Origin of the sequence: Bradyrhizobium sp. CCGUVB1N3 (assembly GCF_024199925.1) — a bacterium.
In the GTDB taxonomy this organism is placed as follows: domain Bacteria; phylum Pseudomonadota; class Alphaproteobacteria; order Rhizobiales; family Xanthobacteraceae; genus Bradyrhizobium.
The window spans coordinates 1,052,689-1,065,951 of sequence record NZ_JANADR010000001.1 but is presented as its reverse complement, the minus strand read 5'-3'; the positions used below and the strand labels follow the sequence as shown (position 1 = coordinate 1,065,951).

Genomic DNA, 13,263 nt, shown 5'->3' with positions numbered 1-13,263 from the left:
TCTCGGGGTCGGATCCGCTTCCCTGCCATCTCAGCCCCGATTGGTTTAGCCGCGATGCGTGCCATCGTTGCCGTTCTGTTGCTCGTGTCCGCGCTTCACGCCGGGCTGTGGGGAGTCCTGCGCGACAGGGAGCCCGCGCCAGACTTCAAGGGCCTGTTGCCCAGCCTGTCGTACACGCCGTTCGAACCGGGACACGTCGTCGATCCCACCGTCGACTCGGAGAAGATCCGAGCCGATATGAAAAAGCTCTCCACCCTCACGCGCGCCATCAGGTCCTACTCCGCGACGGAAGGTAACGAGCTGGTGCCGCCGATCGCCGCCGAGTTCGGCCTCAAGGTCACGGTCGGCGCGTGGATCGACAAGGACGAGGATCGCAACGAGCGGGAGATCAAGGCCGCCATCGACCTCGCCCGCAAGAACAGCAACGTGATCGGCATCGTCGTCGGCAACGAGGTGATCTTCCGCGGTGAGCAGAAGGTCGAGGACCTCATCGACAAGATCAAGAAGGTCAAGAGCGCGGTTCGTGTACCCGTCACCACGGGCGAGATCTGGAACATCTGGCGCGACAATCCGGACCTCGCCTCCAGCGTCGATTTCATCGCCGCCCACGTGCTGCCCTATTGGGAAAACTTCCGCTCGGACCAGGCGGTGGATCAGGCCGTCGACCGCTACAACCTGTTGCGCAACCTTTTCCCCGGCAAGCGCATCGTGATCGCCGAGTTCGGCTGGCCGAGCGCGGGCTACAATTTGCGCAATGCCGACCCGGGCCCGTTCCAGCAGGCGCTGACGCTGCGCAACTTCGTCAGCCGCGCCGAAGCCATGGGCATGGATTACAACATCGTCGAGGCGATCGATCAGCCCTGGAAATTCTTCGAAGGCGGCGTCGGTCCCTACTGGGGCATCCTCAACGCCAGCCGCGAGCCGAAATTCGCCTGGACCGGGCCGGTTGAGAATCCCGACTACTGGAAGCTGATGACGATCGCGCTCCTGGTTGGCATCCTTCTGTCGCTGCCGATCATGCGCCTGTCGCAACCGACCGCGCCACAGGCTTTCCTGCTCTCGGTCACCGCCAACGGCGTTGGCGCCTGGGCCGCCATCGTGTTCGCCTATTGGAACGGACACTACTTCCTGTTCGGCTCGGCCTTCGCGCTGACGCTCGGCATGATCCTCCTCGTTCCGCTCGTCCTCATCGCGATGGCGCGGATCGAGGAGATCGCCGCGGTCGCCTTCGGTCGGCCGCCGCGCCGGCTGCTCGCCAAGGGCAAGCCTGTCGAAGGTGTGCCCGAGAACTATTTCCCAAAGGTCTCGATCCACATCCCCGCCTATTACGAACCAGTCGACATGCTCAAGCAGACGCTTGATGCTCTCGCGCGGCTGAACTACCCGAACTACGAGTGCGTGGTCATCATCAACAACACGCCCGACCCCGCCTTCTGGCAGCCGATCCAGGATCACTGCCGTGCGCTCGGCGAACGCTTCAAGTTCATCAACGCCGAGAAGGTGCAGGGCTTCAAGGCCGGTGCGCTGCGCATCGCCATGGACCGCACCGCGGCGGATGCCGAGATCATTGGCATCCTCGATGCCGACTATGTCGTCGATCCCGACTGGCTGAAGGATCTGGTGCCGGCCTTCGCCGATCCGCGCGTCGGCCTCGTGCAGGCGCCGCAGGATCACCGCGACGAAGATTTGTCGATCATGCACTACATCATGAACGGCGAATACGCCGGCTTCTTCGACATCGGCATGGTCCAGCGCAACGAGTTCAACGCCGTCATCGTGCACGGCACGATGTGCCTGATCCGCCGCGCCGCGATGGACATGGCCGGCGGCTGGTCGAGCGACACGATCTGCGAGGACAGTGACCTCGGCCTTGCGATCCAGGAGCTCGGCTGGACCACGCACTACACCCGCCACCGCTACGGCCAGGGCCTGTTGCCCGACACCTACGAGGCCTTCAAGAAGCAGCGTCACCGCTGGGCCTATGGCGGCTTGCAGATCGTGAAAAAGCACTGGCGGCGTTTCCTGCCCGGAGCGAGCCGGCTGACGCAGGACCAGAAGCGCGAATATGGGCTGGGCTGGCTGAACTGGCTCGGCGCGGAAAGCCTCGGCGTCGTCGTCGCCCTTCTCAACCTCGTCTGGGTGCCGATCGTCGCCTTCGCCGACATCGCGATCCCCGACAAGATCCTGACGCTGCCGATCATCGCCGCCTTCGTCGTCTCGCTCGCGCACTTCCTGTCGATGTACCGTCTGCGTGTCGCGGTGAAGCCCGGCCAGATGCTGGGCGCCATGATCGCGGCGATGAGCGTGCAGTGGACGGTGTCGCGCGCGGTCGCGCAAGGCCTGATCACCGAGCACATCGCCTTCGCACGCACCTCCAAGGGCGGCCTGTCGCGGATGTCGATCGAGTTCCAGGCGTTCTGGGAGGCCGTGATCGGCGCGCTGCTGCTGATCGGCGCCGGCGTTCTGGTCGCCTCCAACAGCTTCCGGCAGATCACCGAGATCTACATCTTCGCCGGCGTCCTGGTGCTGCAAAGCCTGCCGTTCCTGGCGGCGGTCGCGATCGCCATCCTGGAGCTCAGCCGCATCAACTCCTTCCAGTTCTGGCGCGACAGCGCCGTGCGCGCCGCCGAGCTGATTGGCCTGCGCCCGGTCGCACTGCCGAGCCCCGCCGGTTCCTCGCAGCCGGTGGCAAGCGAGGTCCGTCGCGAGGCGAACTGAGCACGGTCCGCGGTCGGCTGGAGCGCCGGTCGCGACTCCGCCGTGGACGGGCTCGTTCTTCGGCGGGGATGATGGGCAGCCGGCAGGTTGAAAATTCCGCTCTAACTGACGGAAACGCTGCACGAATCCCCGCCCCTGCCGCGATCTCCGGCAACCGCGCATGCTATTGACCTCAGCGGCCGCTCCCCCTACACAGCGCGAGCCGAAAGCATGATCCGGAAATCGCCTTACCGGTTTTCCCCGCGACGCGCGTTACGTTGCGGCAAGACATGCTTCTCGAATGTCCGAAGACGATGGCAAATCGACCAACGAAGCCATCAAGCGGCCATGGGAGCGCGTAGCTCAGCCGGTAGAGCACGTGACTTTTAATCACGGGGTCCTGGGTTCGAGCCCCAGCGCGCTCACCAACAAAATCAATAGCTTGCGTCTGCTTCTGCCAAACTCGCTTCGCAGAACGCGCTCAGTCCACCAGCCACGATGGCCGGTAGCTCGCCGCAATTGAGACGCGGGTGCAGCTTCCCGATGCTCGCTAAAGCATGATCCGGACCCGAAGGGCCGCGTTAGCGCAAAGTGCGGAGCGGTTTTCCGAAAAGATCATGCTCAAACAACACCCTAAAGCGCGATGACGATTCATCCTAATCTCATCGGGCTTTAGTGTCCCCATAGGGCCAAGAGGGCACACGCGAAGCCTATCGCTAGGATACCGGCAGCCGTTACTGTGACCAGGTCAACCGACCAGGGGTGTCGTTTTCCCCCGATCAGGTCGAAGTGTCTGGAGTGGCGGTCGTCCCTGAAGGTCTGAAGGCGCATGACACGCACTCCCTTATGTGCGCGTGAGACCGATCATTCAACCGGCGACAGCCCGGACAGTTCCATGACATGCGCCCTTCCACCCACGACGCACGGTAGCCAACTGAGGCGGCCGGGGTACTCCAACGGGGTGCCTCTCTTGAGCAATCGTTCCCACTCCGCTTGCGGGCGTAGATTGGAAATTGCCCGCCGGGCTTCCAGCCCCCAGCCCCCGCCCGGAGAGCACGCGACCCTACCAAGCTTCCTGCAAGGTGGGGTCGCTCCATTTGTTGGATACTTGCGGACGCGAATTTGGACAGTGCTCGATTTCTTTTATTCATACGGGAGGCCCCATGACCGACGAGAGACTCGCCCGTCTGCGCGCCCACGACAGGAATATCGGCCGATATCGACGCCTGCTTAAAACCAATCTGTCGGATATTGAGCGCCAATTTCTAGAACAGCGCCTGAGCGAGGAAAAGTCGGCCGTCGAGAGCCTGGCCCATCCTGCTTTCCACCCAGGCACGGAATGAACACCTGCTGCGCCAGAATGCTGCTCCGCGGGTCCTGAATGCGGGCAAGCCCAGATCCTCAACTTCGAACCACGCCGCATCTGGTTGCCGGGAAAGGCGGGCCGACGATGTCCGCCCGGATCGGCATCAACGTGCCTTGAACCGCACGAGTTGGCCCCCAGATGTCGAACCGAGATGCCAGCCGGCAGGAAGTGCGGGCTCGTCGGATGAACTGGATCGGCCGCGGGACCGTCTACACTACGCTGGTGATCGTGGTGCCGTTGATCATCTGGCAGATTCTTGCACCGCCAGATTCTTGCGCCGCTTTGACTGCCCAGCCGGTTCATGCTGGCAGGACTGTTCGCGCCCTAACCTCATGTATCAGGACAGGAAATATGATCATACGCTCGATGCTCGTCATATTCGCCTTGCTGGCAGCCGGGACCGCCGCAGTCGCCGGCTCCGCTTCTCCCGTCCCATATGACTACCCTTGGTGCGTCTATGGTGGGGAACTCGGCTATTCCGGCGACTGCTCCTATGAGACGAGAGAGCAATGCCTGGCGTCCGCGTCCGGCCGGTCGAACGTGATATGTAAGGAAAACCGGCGCCTTCTATTCCAGCAGCAGAGTGTGCAGCAGCCTCGGGCGTACCGTAGTCGTTGAAAGAGATACCTCCCGGCTCGGCGTGCTATCGAGGTGTGGGCCCGCCAGCGTGAACGGCGGGTCTGGTCGTCTGCCGCTTCAGCCGCCGGGCATGCGTCGCCACACGCTGCCGGTTGCACTCCTGTGCGATCGGCGCCGGCGCTCGGCCTCGCAACTCAACAAAGCATAGGAGACCCCGATGACCACTGCCCGATGCGGTTGCGGCGCCGTGACGCTGTCGCTTCCCGGACTATCCAAGCTCATCGTTGCCTGCCACTGCATCGATTGCCAGCGGCGAACCGGTGCGCCGTTCGGTGTGGGTGCGTTCTATCCCGCCGCGACCGTCACCGTTTCAGGAAGGCCGAAGGAGTTCACGCGCGCTGCCGCAAGCGGCGGGAAGGTCCAGAGCTATTTCTGCCCGGACTGCGGCTCAACGGTCTATTGGAAGTCCAGCAATCTTCCCGCGTTCATTGGCGTTGCCATCGGAGCGATCGCGGACGCAGGTTACACGGCTCCCGTCAGATCGGTGTTCGAGCAGTCGAAACATGCCTGGGTCGAAATCGGTGGCGCTGGCGTTGAGCACTTCCAGCAAGGCAGCGCGCACAAGACCACGGGTACGTCTGGCTGAGATAGGCCGCATCCATCCATGTGTGGCCGCGCCTCCGGACCCATGGTTTAAAGTCCGTCGGGGGATTTTTTTTGGTACGTTTCCCTCCGTTCTTCCCACGGACTCGGAGGCGGGTCGTTTTTGGCTTCGTCAGCCTTCAGCCGCAATATCCGCGCGATCCGTCCTGATCCACGCCATCGCCAACTCCCACGCCACCGACAGCACGATCGGCCCGATGAACAGGCCGACGATGCCGTGAGCGAGCGTGCCGCCGATCACGCCGACGAAGATCACGATGGTCGGCGTATTGAGTCCGCGCCCCATCACCAGCGGCTTCAACATGGTGTCGATGAAGCCGACGAGAACGAGGAACACGGTCAGCAGCAGCGCCGTGGTGACGTCCTTTGCGGTCCAGATCCAGATGATCACGGGCAGGAGCACGAGGAAGGCGCCGATCTGCACGATCGACAGCAGCAGCACGATGAACGCGAGCAGGCCGGCGCTCGGCACGCTGGCGAGCTTGAAGCCGACACCGGCGAGCAACGCCTGAACGATCGCGACGCCGATCACCCCTTGCGACACGGCGCGGATGGTTGCGCCCGCGAGCTCGAGGAAATGCTCGCTCTGCTCGGGCACGATGCGAAACAAAAAGCCACGGCCGGCGGCGACGAGCCGCGGCCCGTGGGGAAACAGGAAGCCGGCGACGAAGACCGAGACGAGGAACTGCAGCGTCCCGACGCTGGCGTCGCCGGCGAGCGACAGCAGCGGTCCCGCCAGCGGCTGGAGATACGGCGCCACCTCGCGCAGCACGGCGCGGATGTTGTTGTAGGCCTGCTCCCAGAGCTCGTAGAGTTGCGGGCCGATGATCGGCCAGGATTTGATCTGCTCCGGCGCCGACTGAAGCGCGAGGTCGCCGGTGCCGAGCTGGCGCGCGAGCTCCCTCGCCCCCTCGACCGCACTCAGCCCCAACCAGGTTGCCGGCCCGATGACGATGCCGAGCGTCATCAAGGTCAGGATGATCGCGGCCGTCCTGGGACGGCCGCCAAGCAACTTGGCGAGCCAGCTGAAGGCCGGATAGAACGCCACCGCCAGCACGGCGCTCCACGTCAGGATCGGCACGAAGGGCCGGATGATGAAGAAGGTCCAGATGATCAGCAGCGCGAGCAGACCGAGCCGGATCAGAAGCTGGACGATGTCCTCTCCCGTCAGGAACTGGCGGAGGGTTTTCACGGGCGCAGCTTTCCTTGCGATATCAACGCGACTTCCGGCGACCGCCGCGATTGGCGCGCGGGGCCCTGCGTTATTGCCAGCCACGGACCGGGCGTCAAGACGGCCCGGCTGCGGCGTTGCTGCACAAGCGCAACTCGGCGGCCGGATTTGCCTAACCGCCGTTAACCGGATTTGCGCCAATCGATTTACCCGAGCGCAAGCGCTCAAAACCTACACTGGACCGGTCACATCAAACACGTTGCGTTGCCATGGCCAATACTGTCTGGACGATCGAAGAATTCTCCTGCCCGAGCTGCGGCATGAACTACACCGCGACCAGAGAGGAGCACGAGGCCAGGCACACCGGCAGTTTCAAGTGCAGCGTCTGCAACGCGGTGGTCCATACCTGGTCCGGCAATCATCATTTCTTCGGCTGGGAGCCGATCAACGCGAAACCGCCGGTGTTCGGCCGGCGGTGGGCCGGCGTGCGCTGATAGGCGCGAACATCGCCATCGCCAAAATTCGCGCGACATGCCTCGATGCGCCTCGCGTTGATGGCCCCACGCGCCAGTCCGTGGCGCAGCTGGCGGTACGCACTGATTAACGCGACGCGCCGGGCCCCGGACCCGGCATACCATCTGGTCTTCCTGCAACGCATGACGGGGAACCTTGCTCGACTGAGCGGCTTGTCAGGTTGCAATGAGCACCATGGCAAACCTACTCGCGCGCAAGCAGTCGCTGCTGGAGCGGCTCAAGGAAGATCCCGGCCCGCACGAGCGCGATCAAATCGAACGCCTCATCGAGCAGGTCGACACCGCGCTCAATCTGCTTGAGGACAGCGGCCAAGACGACAGCGACCACGACCGCAGCGACGGGCCCTGAAGGTCTCTGCCGCGTAGCGGACCTGTTCCCGCGGAACGAAATCTCCACGCGGCCCGTTGGGACGGCGGGCAGATCTCAGAAGCCTTGCAAGGGGCCAGTGGATGTCGAATGATCCCGACCGACGCGAGCGCTGCGGTGAATTCTCGATGGACGACTTCTTCCTGTTCGTCCTGTCGAGCAGCCTCTGCCTGCTGGTCGTCGCAATCAGCCTCTTGATCCGGATGCCACCCGGCCTGTGACGGTGACGCCAATTCGCGCTGCGCCGTTTGCAGTCCGTTCACCCCTGAGCGGTTAGATCGGGTGCCGTTTGCCCCTCCGCCGTAGGCCGCCATGCCGGATCTCAACGCCGTCCTCGCCAAGCTCAACGACCGACTACTCAGGCTCGAGGGGGAGCTATTCGTGCTGCGCTCGCTGGCGCGGGCGACGCTGACGGCTGGCGACGATCATGCGGCGCGCATGCGCAAGCTTGTCGAAGCAGCGAAGGTTGCGCTCGACGATGAAGCGCTGCGGCCGCTGGACAAGCCGACCCGGAAATACGTTGAAGCTGCCAGCGCGATGGTCGAAGAACTCCTGATCGAGCCGACCAAGGCGCGGCCGCTGTTCACGGTGATCGACGGTGGCAAGGCGGACTAGACTAAGCGGCGGACTAAGCGGTGCTGCGCATTAGGCCACGGCGGGATTGGGCGACTTCAACTTGCTCAGTCCGGCCTCGATGATCGCGATCTCCTCGTCGACCTGACCGATGGGCAGGCTGAAATCGTAGCCGGAGCGACTCTTCAGGTCGATCGCCAGCCGCTGGCGGTGCATCATCAGTGCGTCCAGGCCACGGCGGTTCTTCAGCCTGACATAGGTGTCGACGATCTGCTCAATCGCACTCGGCATCCGGTGATTCCAGGAAGGAAAGGGCCGCGCCAGCTTTGCACGCCGGCGGGCCAACTCTTGTGTCGCGGTACGCAATACAAATCCGCGACAGATTCGTCGATACGCGAGGCCGGTTGAGAACCCGTTACTGCGCTGCTGGTCCGGCGCCCTTTTGGGCGACGTCGCGCTCAGAACGATCGGCACAGTGCGCGACATCGCGATGACGCGGACATGAAAAGGCCGCTGGCAATATCGCCAGCGGCCGGCCGGGTTCGAAAACGGATTCGGGATGAAACGTCTGCCAGCCCCGGGCAGGCGACCCTAAGAGTAGGCTGGCGATTCGTTCTGCCCGAAACCGTACACAGGAACCTGGAATCCCCGGATCATTCCACCCCGCCGCAAAAATAAGTCCGCGGCAGCTTGCGATAGGCGGAGTACCGGTAATAGGGCCGATAGGCGTAGCGCGCCGAAGCGCCGGCGGCTGTCATTTTTCCTGGGCGTGCATCAGGAACGAGCCGACCAGGCCGATGAGGCCGCCGGCCAGCAGCACATATTGCAGCACGGCCAGCGCCCGGCTCGGCGCCTCGGTCGCGCTGGTGATTTCATAGATGAGCGCGGCCGACGTAATTCCGCTCATCAGCATCAATCTCGGCCATTTCGACACGGCGTTCCCCCGTTTGCGTTGCATGCCCGTTGGACGCGACGAACGGACAGCCGGTTCGACAGGCTTGCGTCCCGCGCATTGTTGATAACCGGCGCAAAGGGCTCGCGGGGGGTGACAGGGCCTTATGGCGTGTTATCCGGGGGTGACCCAGCTCCCGAGACGGACCGAGACCCCATGCGCATCACCTTGATCGGCTCCCGCCATTTCGGCGTGATCACCCTGAATATGCTCCGGGAGCACAGCGTGGACATCGCGCGGGTCGTGGTCGCCGACGGCGAGGACCGCCTCGCCGCGACCGCCCGGTCGGCCGGTATCGAGGCGGTGGTCCAGGCCAATCCAAAGCTGGTGGCGGCATCCGAGATCGCTGCGAACACCGACCTGATCATCACCGCACACAGCCACGCCCGCGTCTCCAGGGAGGCGCTCGCCGCCTCGAGGCTTGGCGGTGTCGGCTACCACCCGTCGCTGCTGCCGCGTCACCGCGGCAAGGCCGCCGTGGAGTGGACCATCAAGGAGGGCGACCCGATAGCCGGCGGCACGATCTACCACCTTGCCGACCGCATGGATGCCGGCGCGATCGCCGCCCAGGACTGGTGCTTCGTCAAGAAGGGCGAGACGGCGCGCGAGCTGTGGGAGCGGGCGCTGGCCCCACTTGGCCTGAAGCTGCTTGCGGAAGTCATCGACTACATCAAGGTCCACAAGACGCTGCCGGCCAAGACGCAGGACGAGCAGTTCGCGACCGCCGCGCCGAGCCTGTCTTAGGCGCCCGCCGACGATTCATCCTTAACGTTGCGAATCCGGCCGATTCGACGCCCAAAACAGGCTGAGAATGGGCAAATAAACCATTGTTTCCACAGGAACAATTTTCGCTTTGGCGATGCAGCAAATTTCTGTCACATTTCCCCCCAATAAGCGTCAGCATCTCAGACATAGGCAGGGACAGAAATTCATGCGTTTTGATCGCATTGCGTTGATTTTTACCGCCGCGATTGCCACCGGCTCGCTCGCAGCACCCGCGTTCGCCCAAAACCCCTATGACGGCAACTGGCAGGTCACCATCATGACCAAGAGCGGCTCCTGCGAGCCGACCGCAAGCTCCATGCTGACGGTTTCCGATGGCCGGATCACGGCGCCCGGCGCTAACGTTTCCGGCACCATCGGCCGCGAGGGTCTTGTGAAAGTTTCGATCAATGGTGCATATGCCAACGGTCAACTCAGCGGCAACGCCGGATCGGGAAAGTGGAATGGAGCATCAGGAGGCATACCGTGCAGCGGGCGGTGGGAAGCATCGCGCCAATAAGCCAACCGAGGCTCGGGTCATGAACCGGCGGCTGCTCGTTGCGGCCGCCGTTTTGTTTGCGGCGTCAGTCGCAAATTCGGAAAGCAAGGCGCAGTCCGGTCCGTTCGCCGTCCTCGCCGGCAGCTGGAGTGGCGGCGGCACCGTCACCCTCGACGACGGATCGACCGAACGCATCCGTTGCCGCGCCAAATACGCGCCCGCAGGTCCCGCAATGGAAATGTCGCTGACCTGCGCCAGCGACGCCTACAAGTTCAACCTCTCCGCCAATGTCCGCGCGGAAGGCAATGCCATCACCGGCAGCTGGACCGAGGCCAGCCGCAACATCAGCGGCGTGATTTCGGGCCGCGGCGGCGGCGCAAACTTCGAGGTCGTCGCCCAGACCGCTGGCTTCAATGCCAGCATCGGGTTGCACACGAGTGGCAGCAAGCAGACGGTCACGATGCGGGCCGACAGCCAGTTCCGCGGCGCCAACATCTCGATGTCGCGCTAGTGGATTGATGCCGACGTAAGAGTCCTTGTCGGGATTCCCATGCCTTGCGGCGTGCGAGTCTGCGGGATGCGTACTGGCGTCGCCGTCCATCTGAGTTCGACCGATCGCAAGCGCTTGCAGGCGATCGTCGATGACCGCAACAGCCCCCAGAAGCATGTCTGGCGCGCCCGGATCGTGCTGGCCACGGCCGATCGATGGGCTGGGCACGACGGCGGTCAAGTGTTGGATTCGATCTGCAAGTGATCCGCAACCCACCGGATCACCCTGTGCCTTTCGAGCGCCTAATTGGCGCCCGTCGGCCTTCCAGCCTTTCAAGGCGAACATAACCGCGAGGTCTGCCTTGAGCTTGGGCTAGACGCAACGGCCAACGGCCAGCTTGAATCCGGCGGCGCCCTTGTCACGCCGCGGCTACCCCGAGCCCGCGCCCCGGATTTTGACAATGGCAAGGCAGCGGCTTCATAGGCAGCCCTCTGCTGCGAAGATCGCAAACGGAGCGGGACCCGTCCGTAGCCGGACGATCGCGGTCTTGAAACCCCTCAGCCCGCGTCGACGACAAACACGCGTGCTTCCTGCGCCGCGTCGCGCTCAACCTTGATCGGCGCGTACCCCGGTGACTGATAAAACGCCAGCGCGTCGGCGAGAGTCGCGAATTCGAAGATGCCGGCCATGGGCAATGGCGCCACGTCCCCTTCCAGCATCTGGGCCACCGGCCCGAAGTGGAGGATGCGGCCTCCTGCTGCCTGTAGCGCCGCCTGAAAGCGCGGCGCCAGTGCGGCTTGCCTGGCCGGATCCATTATACGCAGATTGACGTGGACATAGGCCGTCATGGCGGGCTCCCTAACAATACTGCATATACAGTATTATATGAGTCGGATCTTGTCGAGACCTGCAAATGACAGAGGCTTCTGATCTCTATCGCCGCGTCGAAACCGAGTGCCCGGCCTTCCAGGCCCGAGTCACGGCGCGGGCGCTCACGCGCTACTACAATGCCTGCTTTCGGCCCTTGGGGATCACGGCAGAGCAGTTCAGCCTTCTGGTGGGGATTGGCGGCAGCCACGAGCCAACGCTTGCTGAGCTGGCGGCGCGCGCCGGGGTCGATGCCACCACTCTCAGCCGCAGCGTAAAGAGCCTCGAGCGGAGGGGTCTCGTGCGCAACCATGGGGGGCGGGGCCGAGCCGGCAAACGCCTGGTGCTTACCGACGGGGGCCGCCGGCTGATGGACGAGTCCATGGCCGCCTGGGAGCGCGCCCGGGTCCGGTTGGCTGAGGCTCTTGGCGAGGAGGCATCGCGTGTTGCGGGGCGTGTCATGTCCCAGCTTGCAGTCGCCGCGCAGGCTGCGGCCTCGGCCGTCTCACCAACCGATTCCTCAGGTACCTAGCTCGGGACACCCGCTACCCGATAGCACCGCATTGGCCCTGCATCGCTCCGGAATGACATCTGGACATGGCACCCTCCCGCGCCGCCGCGCATCGCTGCATCCGCGGATTTGGTCGTTGCAAACGCGCGCCCGGTCGCCGATACCGGCCTGCCCTCTCACGTCCCCTCTCCTGCCCCGATGAGCATCACCCCGTCCAAACCGATGGCTGCGCTGTGGATGGCCGGCTGGCTGTCACTGACGCTGGTCATGGCGGTCGCCGGCCGCGAAGCCGCACGGCAGATGAACGTCTTCCAATTGATGGAAGTGCGCTCGCTGATCGGTTTCGTCCTGCTCTATCCGATCATCTATCGCGCCGGCGGCTTTGCGACGCTCAAGACCGTTCGCCTGCCCCAGCACATCGTGCGTAACCTGATCCACTACGTCTCGCAGCTCGGCTGGTTCTTCGCGCTGACGCTGATCCCGATCGGCCAGGTGGTGGCGATCGAGTTCACCATGCCGATCTGGACCGCGATCCTGGCTGCAGGCTTCCTGTCCGAGCGCATGACGCCGTGGAAGATTGCCGCAATCGTGCTTGGCCTCGTCGGCGTGATCATCATCGTCCGGCCCGCGATGGGCGAGATCAATCCCGGCCAGTTGATCGCGCTCGGCGCCGCCATGGGTTTCGGCGTGTCGATGGTGCTGGTGAAGTCGCTGGCGCACACCGAGAGCGCGCTGGCGATCCTGTTCTGGATGATCGTCGTGCAGGCGGTCGCGGGCTTCTTTCCGGCGCTCTATGTCTGGGCCTGGCCGCCGACCTATGTCTGGGGCTGGGTGATGGTGGTCGCCATATGCGGCACATTTGCGCATTACTGTCTCGCCAGCGCGATGCGCTACGCCGATGCCACCATCGTCGTGCCGATGGATTTCCTGCGGGTTCCACTGACGGCGACCGCCGGCTGGTTGTTGTATTCAGAGCGGCTCGACGCATGGACGGTAGTCGGCGCCCTGCTGATCCTGCTGGGCAATCTTCTGAACTTGAAGCCGACGGCGCAGGTTTCCGCCCGCGCAGTGAACCAATTCCATAGGGCTCGCGACCAATCGGAGTAGCAAAGCGTGATCTGGATCACGCTGAAGGGGCGGCCTCTGGGGACATACTCGGTTATCGGCAAGGGTTGGGCACTGTGGGTGCCGACGCGCGGCGTTTTCGTGTAAGTTTGGACCCGCTTTTGCTGC

At 63.8% G+C, this 13,263-nt stretch carries 17 protein-coding genes, 1 tRNA gene and 1 pseudogene; 15 read left to right on the top strand and 4 right to left on the bottom strand.

What is annotated here, in order from left to right; translation table 11 throughout:
- Positions 1 to 54 precede the first annotated feature (54 nt).
- From NLM33_RS05045 to NLM33_RS05025, 5 genes are all read left to right on the top strand, one after another.
- Complete coding sequence (locus tag NLM33_RS05045) at positions 55 to 2,718, top strand: glycosyltransferase (RefSeq protein ID WP_254095031.1); 2,664 nt, start codon at positions 55 to 57, stop codon at positions 2,716 to 2,718.
- 331 nt (positions 2,719 to 3,049) lie between these two features.
- Positions 3,050 to 3,125, top strand: a tRNA-Lys gene (locus NLM33_RS05040).
- Positions 3,126 to 3,860: 735 nt separating this feature from the next.
- Complete coding sequence (locus tag NLM33_RS05035) at positions 3,861 to 4,040, top strand: hypothetical protein (protein WP_254095030.1); 180 nt, start codon at positions 3,861 to 3,863, stop codon at positions 4,038 to 4,040.
- 161 nt (positions 4,041 to 4,201) lie between these two features.
- Positions 4,202 to 4,681, top strand: a complete 480-nt coding sequence (locus tag NLM33_RS49555; protein WP_371929903.1) for a DUF3551 domain-containing protein — start codon at positions 4,202 to 4,204, stop codon at positions 4,679 to 4,681.
- Between the two features lie 178 nt (positions 4,682 to 4,859).
- Positions 4,860 to 5,288, top strand: coding sequence for a GFA family protein (locus NLM33_RS05025; RefSeq protein ID WP_254095029.1), 429 nt, complete (start codon positions 4,860 to 4,862; stop codon positions 5,286 to 5,288).
- A gap of 129 nt (positions 5,289 to 5,417) precedes the next feature.
- On the opposite strand, the gene NLM33_RS05020 is transcribed toward NLM33_RS05025, so the two are convergent.
- Positions 5,418 to 6,497 carry an AI-2E family transporter gene (locus NLM33_RS05020; RefSeq protein WP_254095028.1) on the bottom strand — a complete coding sequence of 360 codons (1,080 nt, stop codon included), beginning with the start codon at positions 6,495 to 6,497 and terminating at the stop codon, positions 5,418 to 5,420.
- 248 nt (positions 6,498 to 6,745) lie between these two features.
- Between NLM33_RS05020 and NLM33_RS05015 the strand changes: the two genes are divergently transcribed.
- The 4 genes from NLM33_RS05015 (at position 6,746) to NLM33_RS05000 (ending at position 7,991) form a co-directional block, all read left to right on the top strand.
- Positions 6,746 to 6,970 (top strand): hypothetical protein, encoded by a 225-nt coding sequence (locus NLM33_RS05015; protein WP_254095027.1) that lies wholly within the window; start codon positions 6,746 to 6,748, stop codon positions 6,968 to 6,970.
- 214 nt (positions 6,971 to 7,184) lie between these two features.
- On the top strand, positions 7,185 to 7,358 hold the full coding sequence (locus NLM33_RS05010) for a hypothetical protein (RefSeq protein WP_371929902.1): 174 nt from the start codon (positions 7,185 to 7,187) through the stop codon (positions 7,356 to 7,358).
- Positions 7,359 to 7,459: 101 nt separating this feature from the next.
- Positions 7,460 to 7,597 (top strand): hypothetical protein, encoded by a 138-nt coding sequence (locus NLM33_RS05005; protein WP_254095025.1) that lies wholly within the window; start codon positions 7,460 to 7,462, stop codon positions 7,595 to 7,597.
- Positions 7,598 to 7,688: 91 nt separating this feature from the next.
- Complete coding sequence (locus NLM33_RS05000; RefSeq protein ID WP_254095024.1) at positions 7,689 to 7,991, top strand: hypothetical protein; 303 nt, start codon at positions 7,689 to 7,691, stop codon at positions 7,989 to 7,991.
- A 30-nt stretch (positions 7,992 to 8,021) separates the two neighbouring features.
- Here NLM33_RS05000 and NLM33_RS04995 read toward each other — a convergent pair whose 3' ends face one another.
- A complete protein-coding gene (locus NLM33_RS04995; protein WP_254095023.1) occupies positions 8,022 to 8,240 on the bottom strand; it encodes a hypothetical protein in 219 nt (72 codons plus the stop codon).
- Between the two features lie 463 nt (positions 8,241 to 8,703).
- Entirely contained in the window at positions 8,704 to 8,856 is a 153-nt protein-coding gene (locus tag NLM33_RS04990) for a hypothetical protein (protein WP_254095022.1), read from the bottom strand.
- Between the two features lie 201 nt (positions 8,857 to 9,057).
- On the opposite strand from NLM33_RS04990, the gene NLM33_RS04985 reads away from it, so the two are divergent.
- From NLM33_RS04985 to NLM33_RS04970, 4 genes and pseudogenes are all read left to right on the top strand, one after another.
- Complete coding sequence (locus tag NLM33_RS04985) at positions 9,058 to 9,645, top strand: formyltransferase family protein (RefSeq protein WP_254095021.1); 588 nt, start codon at positions 9,058 to 9,060, stop codon at positions 9,643 to 9,645.
- Between the two features lie 187 nt (positions 9,646 to 9,832).
- Positions 9,833 to 10,183, top strand: a complete 351-nt coding sequence (locus NLM33_RS04980) for a hypothetical protein (protein ID WP_254105655.1) — start codon at positions 9,833 to 9,835, stop codon at positions 10,181 to 10,183.
- Positions 10,128 to 10,673 carry a hypothetical protein gene (locus NLM33_RS04975; RefSeq protein ID WP_254095020.1) on the top strand — a complete coding sequence of 182 codons (546 nt, stop codon included), beginning with the start codon at positions 10,128 to 10,130 and terminating at the stop codon, positions 10,671 to 10,673. The genes NLM33_RS04980 and NLM33_RS04975 overlap by 56 nt, the downstream gene beginning before the upstream one ends.
- 66 nt (positions 10,674 to 10,739) lie before the next feature.
- Positions 10,740 to 10,890: pseudogene (locus tag NLM33_RS04970) on the top strand (IS630 family transposase); the annotation flags it as partial.
- Positions 10,891 to 11,209: 319 nt separating this feature from the next.
- Here the strand turns inward: NLM33_RS04970 and NLM33_RS04965 are convergent.
- Complete coding sequence (locus NLM33_RS04965) at positions 11,210 to 11,500, bottom strand: DUF1330 domain-containing protein (RefSeq protein ID WP_254095019.1); 291 nt, start codon at positions 11,498 to 11,500, stop codon at positions 11,210 to 11,212.
- A 65-nt stretch (positions 11,501 to 11,565) separates the two neighbouring features.
- Between NLM33_RS04965 and NLM33_RS04960 the strand changes: the two genes are divergently transcribed.
- Together NLM33_RS04960 and NLM33_RS04955 are read left to right on the top strand one after the other, a co-directional pair.
- Positions 11,566 to 12,051: a MarR family winged helix-turn-helix transcriptional regulator gene (locus tag NLM33_RS04960; protein WP_254095018.1), complete on the top strand. Its 486-nt coding sequence runs from the start codon at positions 11,566 to 11,568 to the stop codon at positions 12,049 to 12,051.
- 177 nt (positions 12,052 to 12,228) lie between these two features.
- Positions 12,229 to 13,137 (top strand): DMT family transporter, encoded by a 909-nt coding sequence (locus NLM33_RS04955; RefSeq protein ID WP_254095017.1) that lies wholly within the window; start codon positions 12,229 to 12,231, stop codon positions 13,135 to 13,137.
- The last annotated feature ends 126 nt before the right edge of the window (positions 13,138 to 13,263 follow it).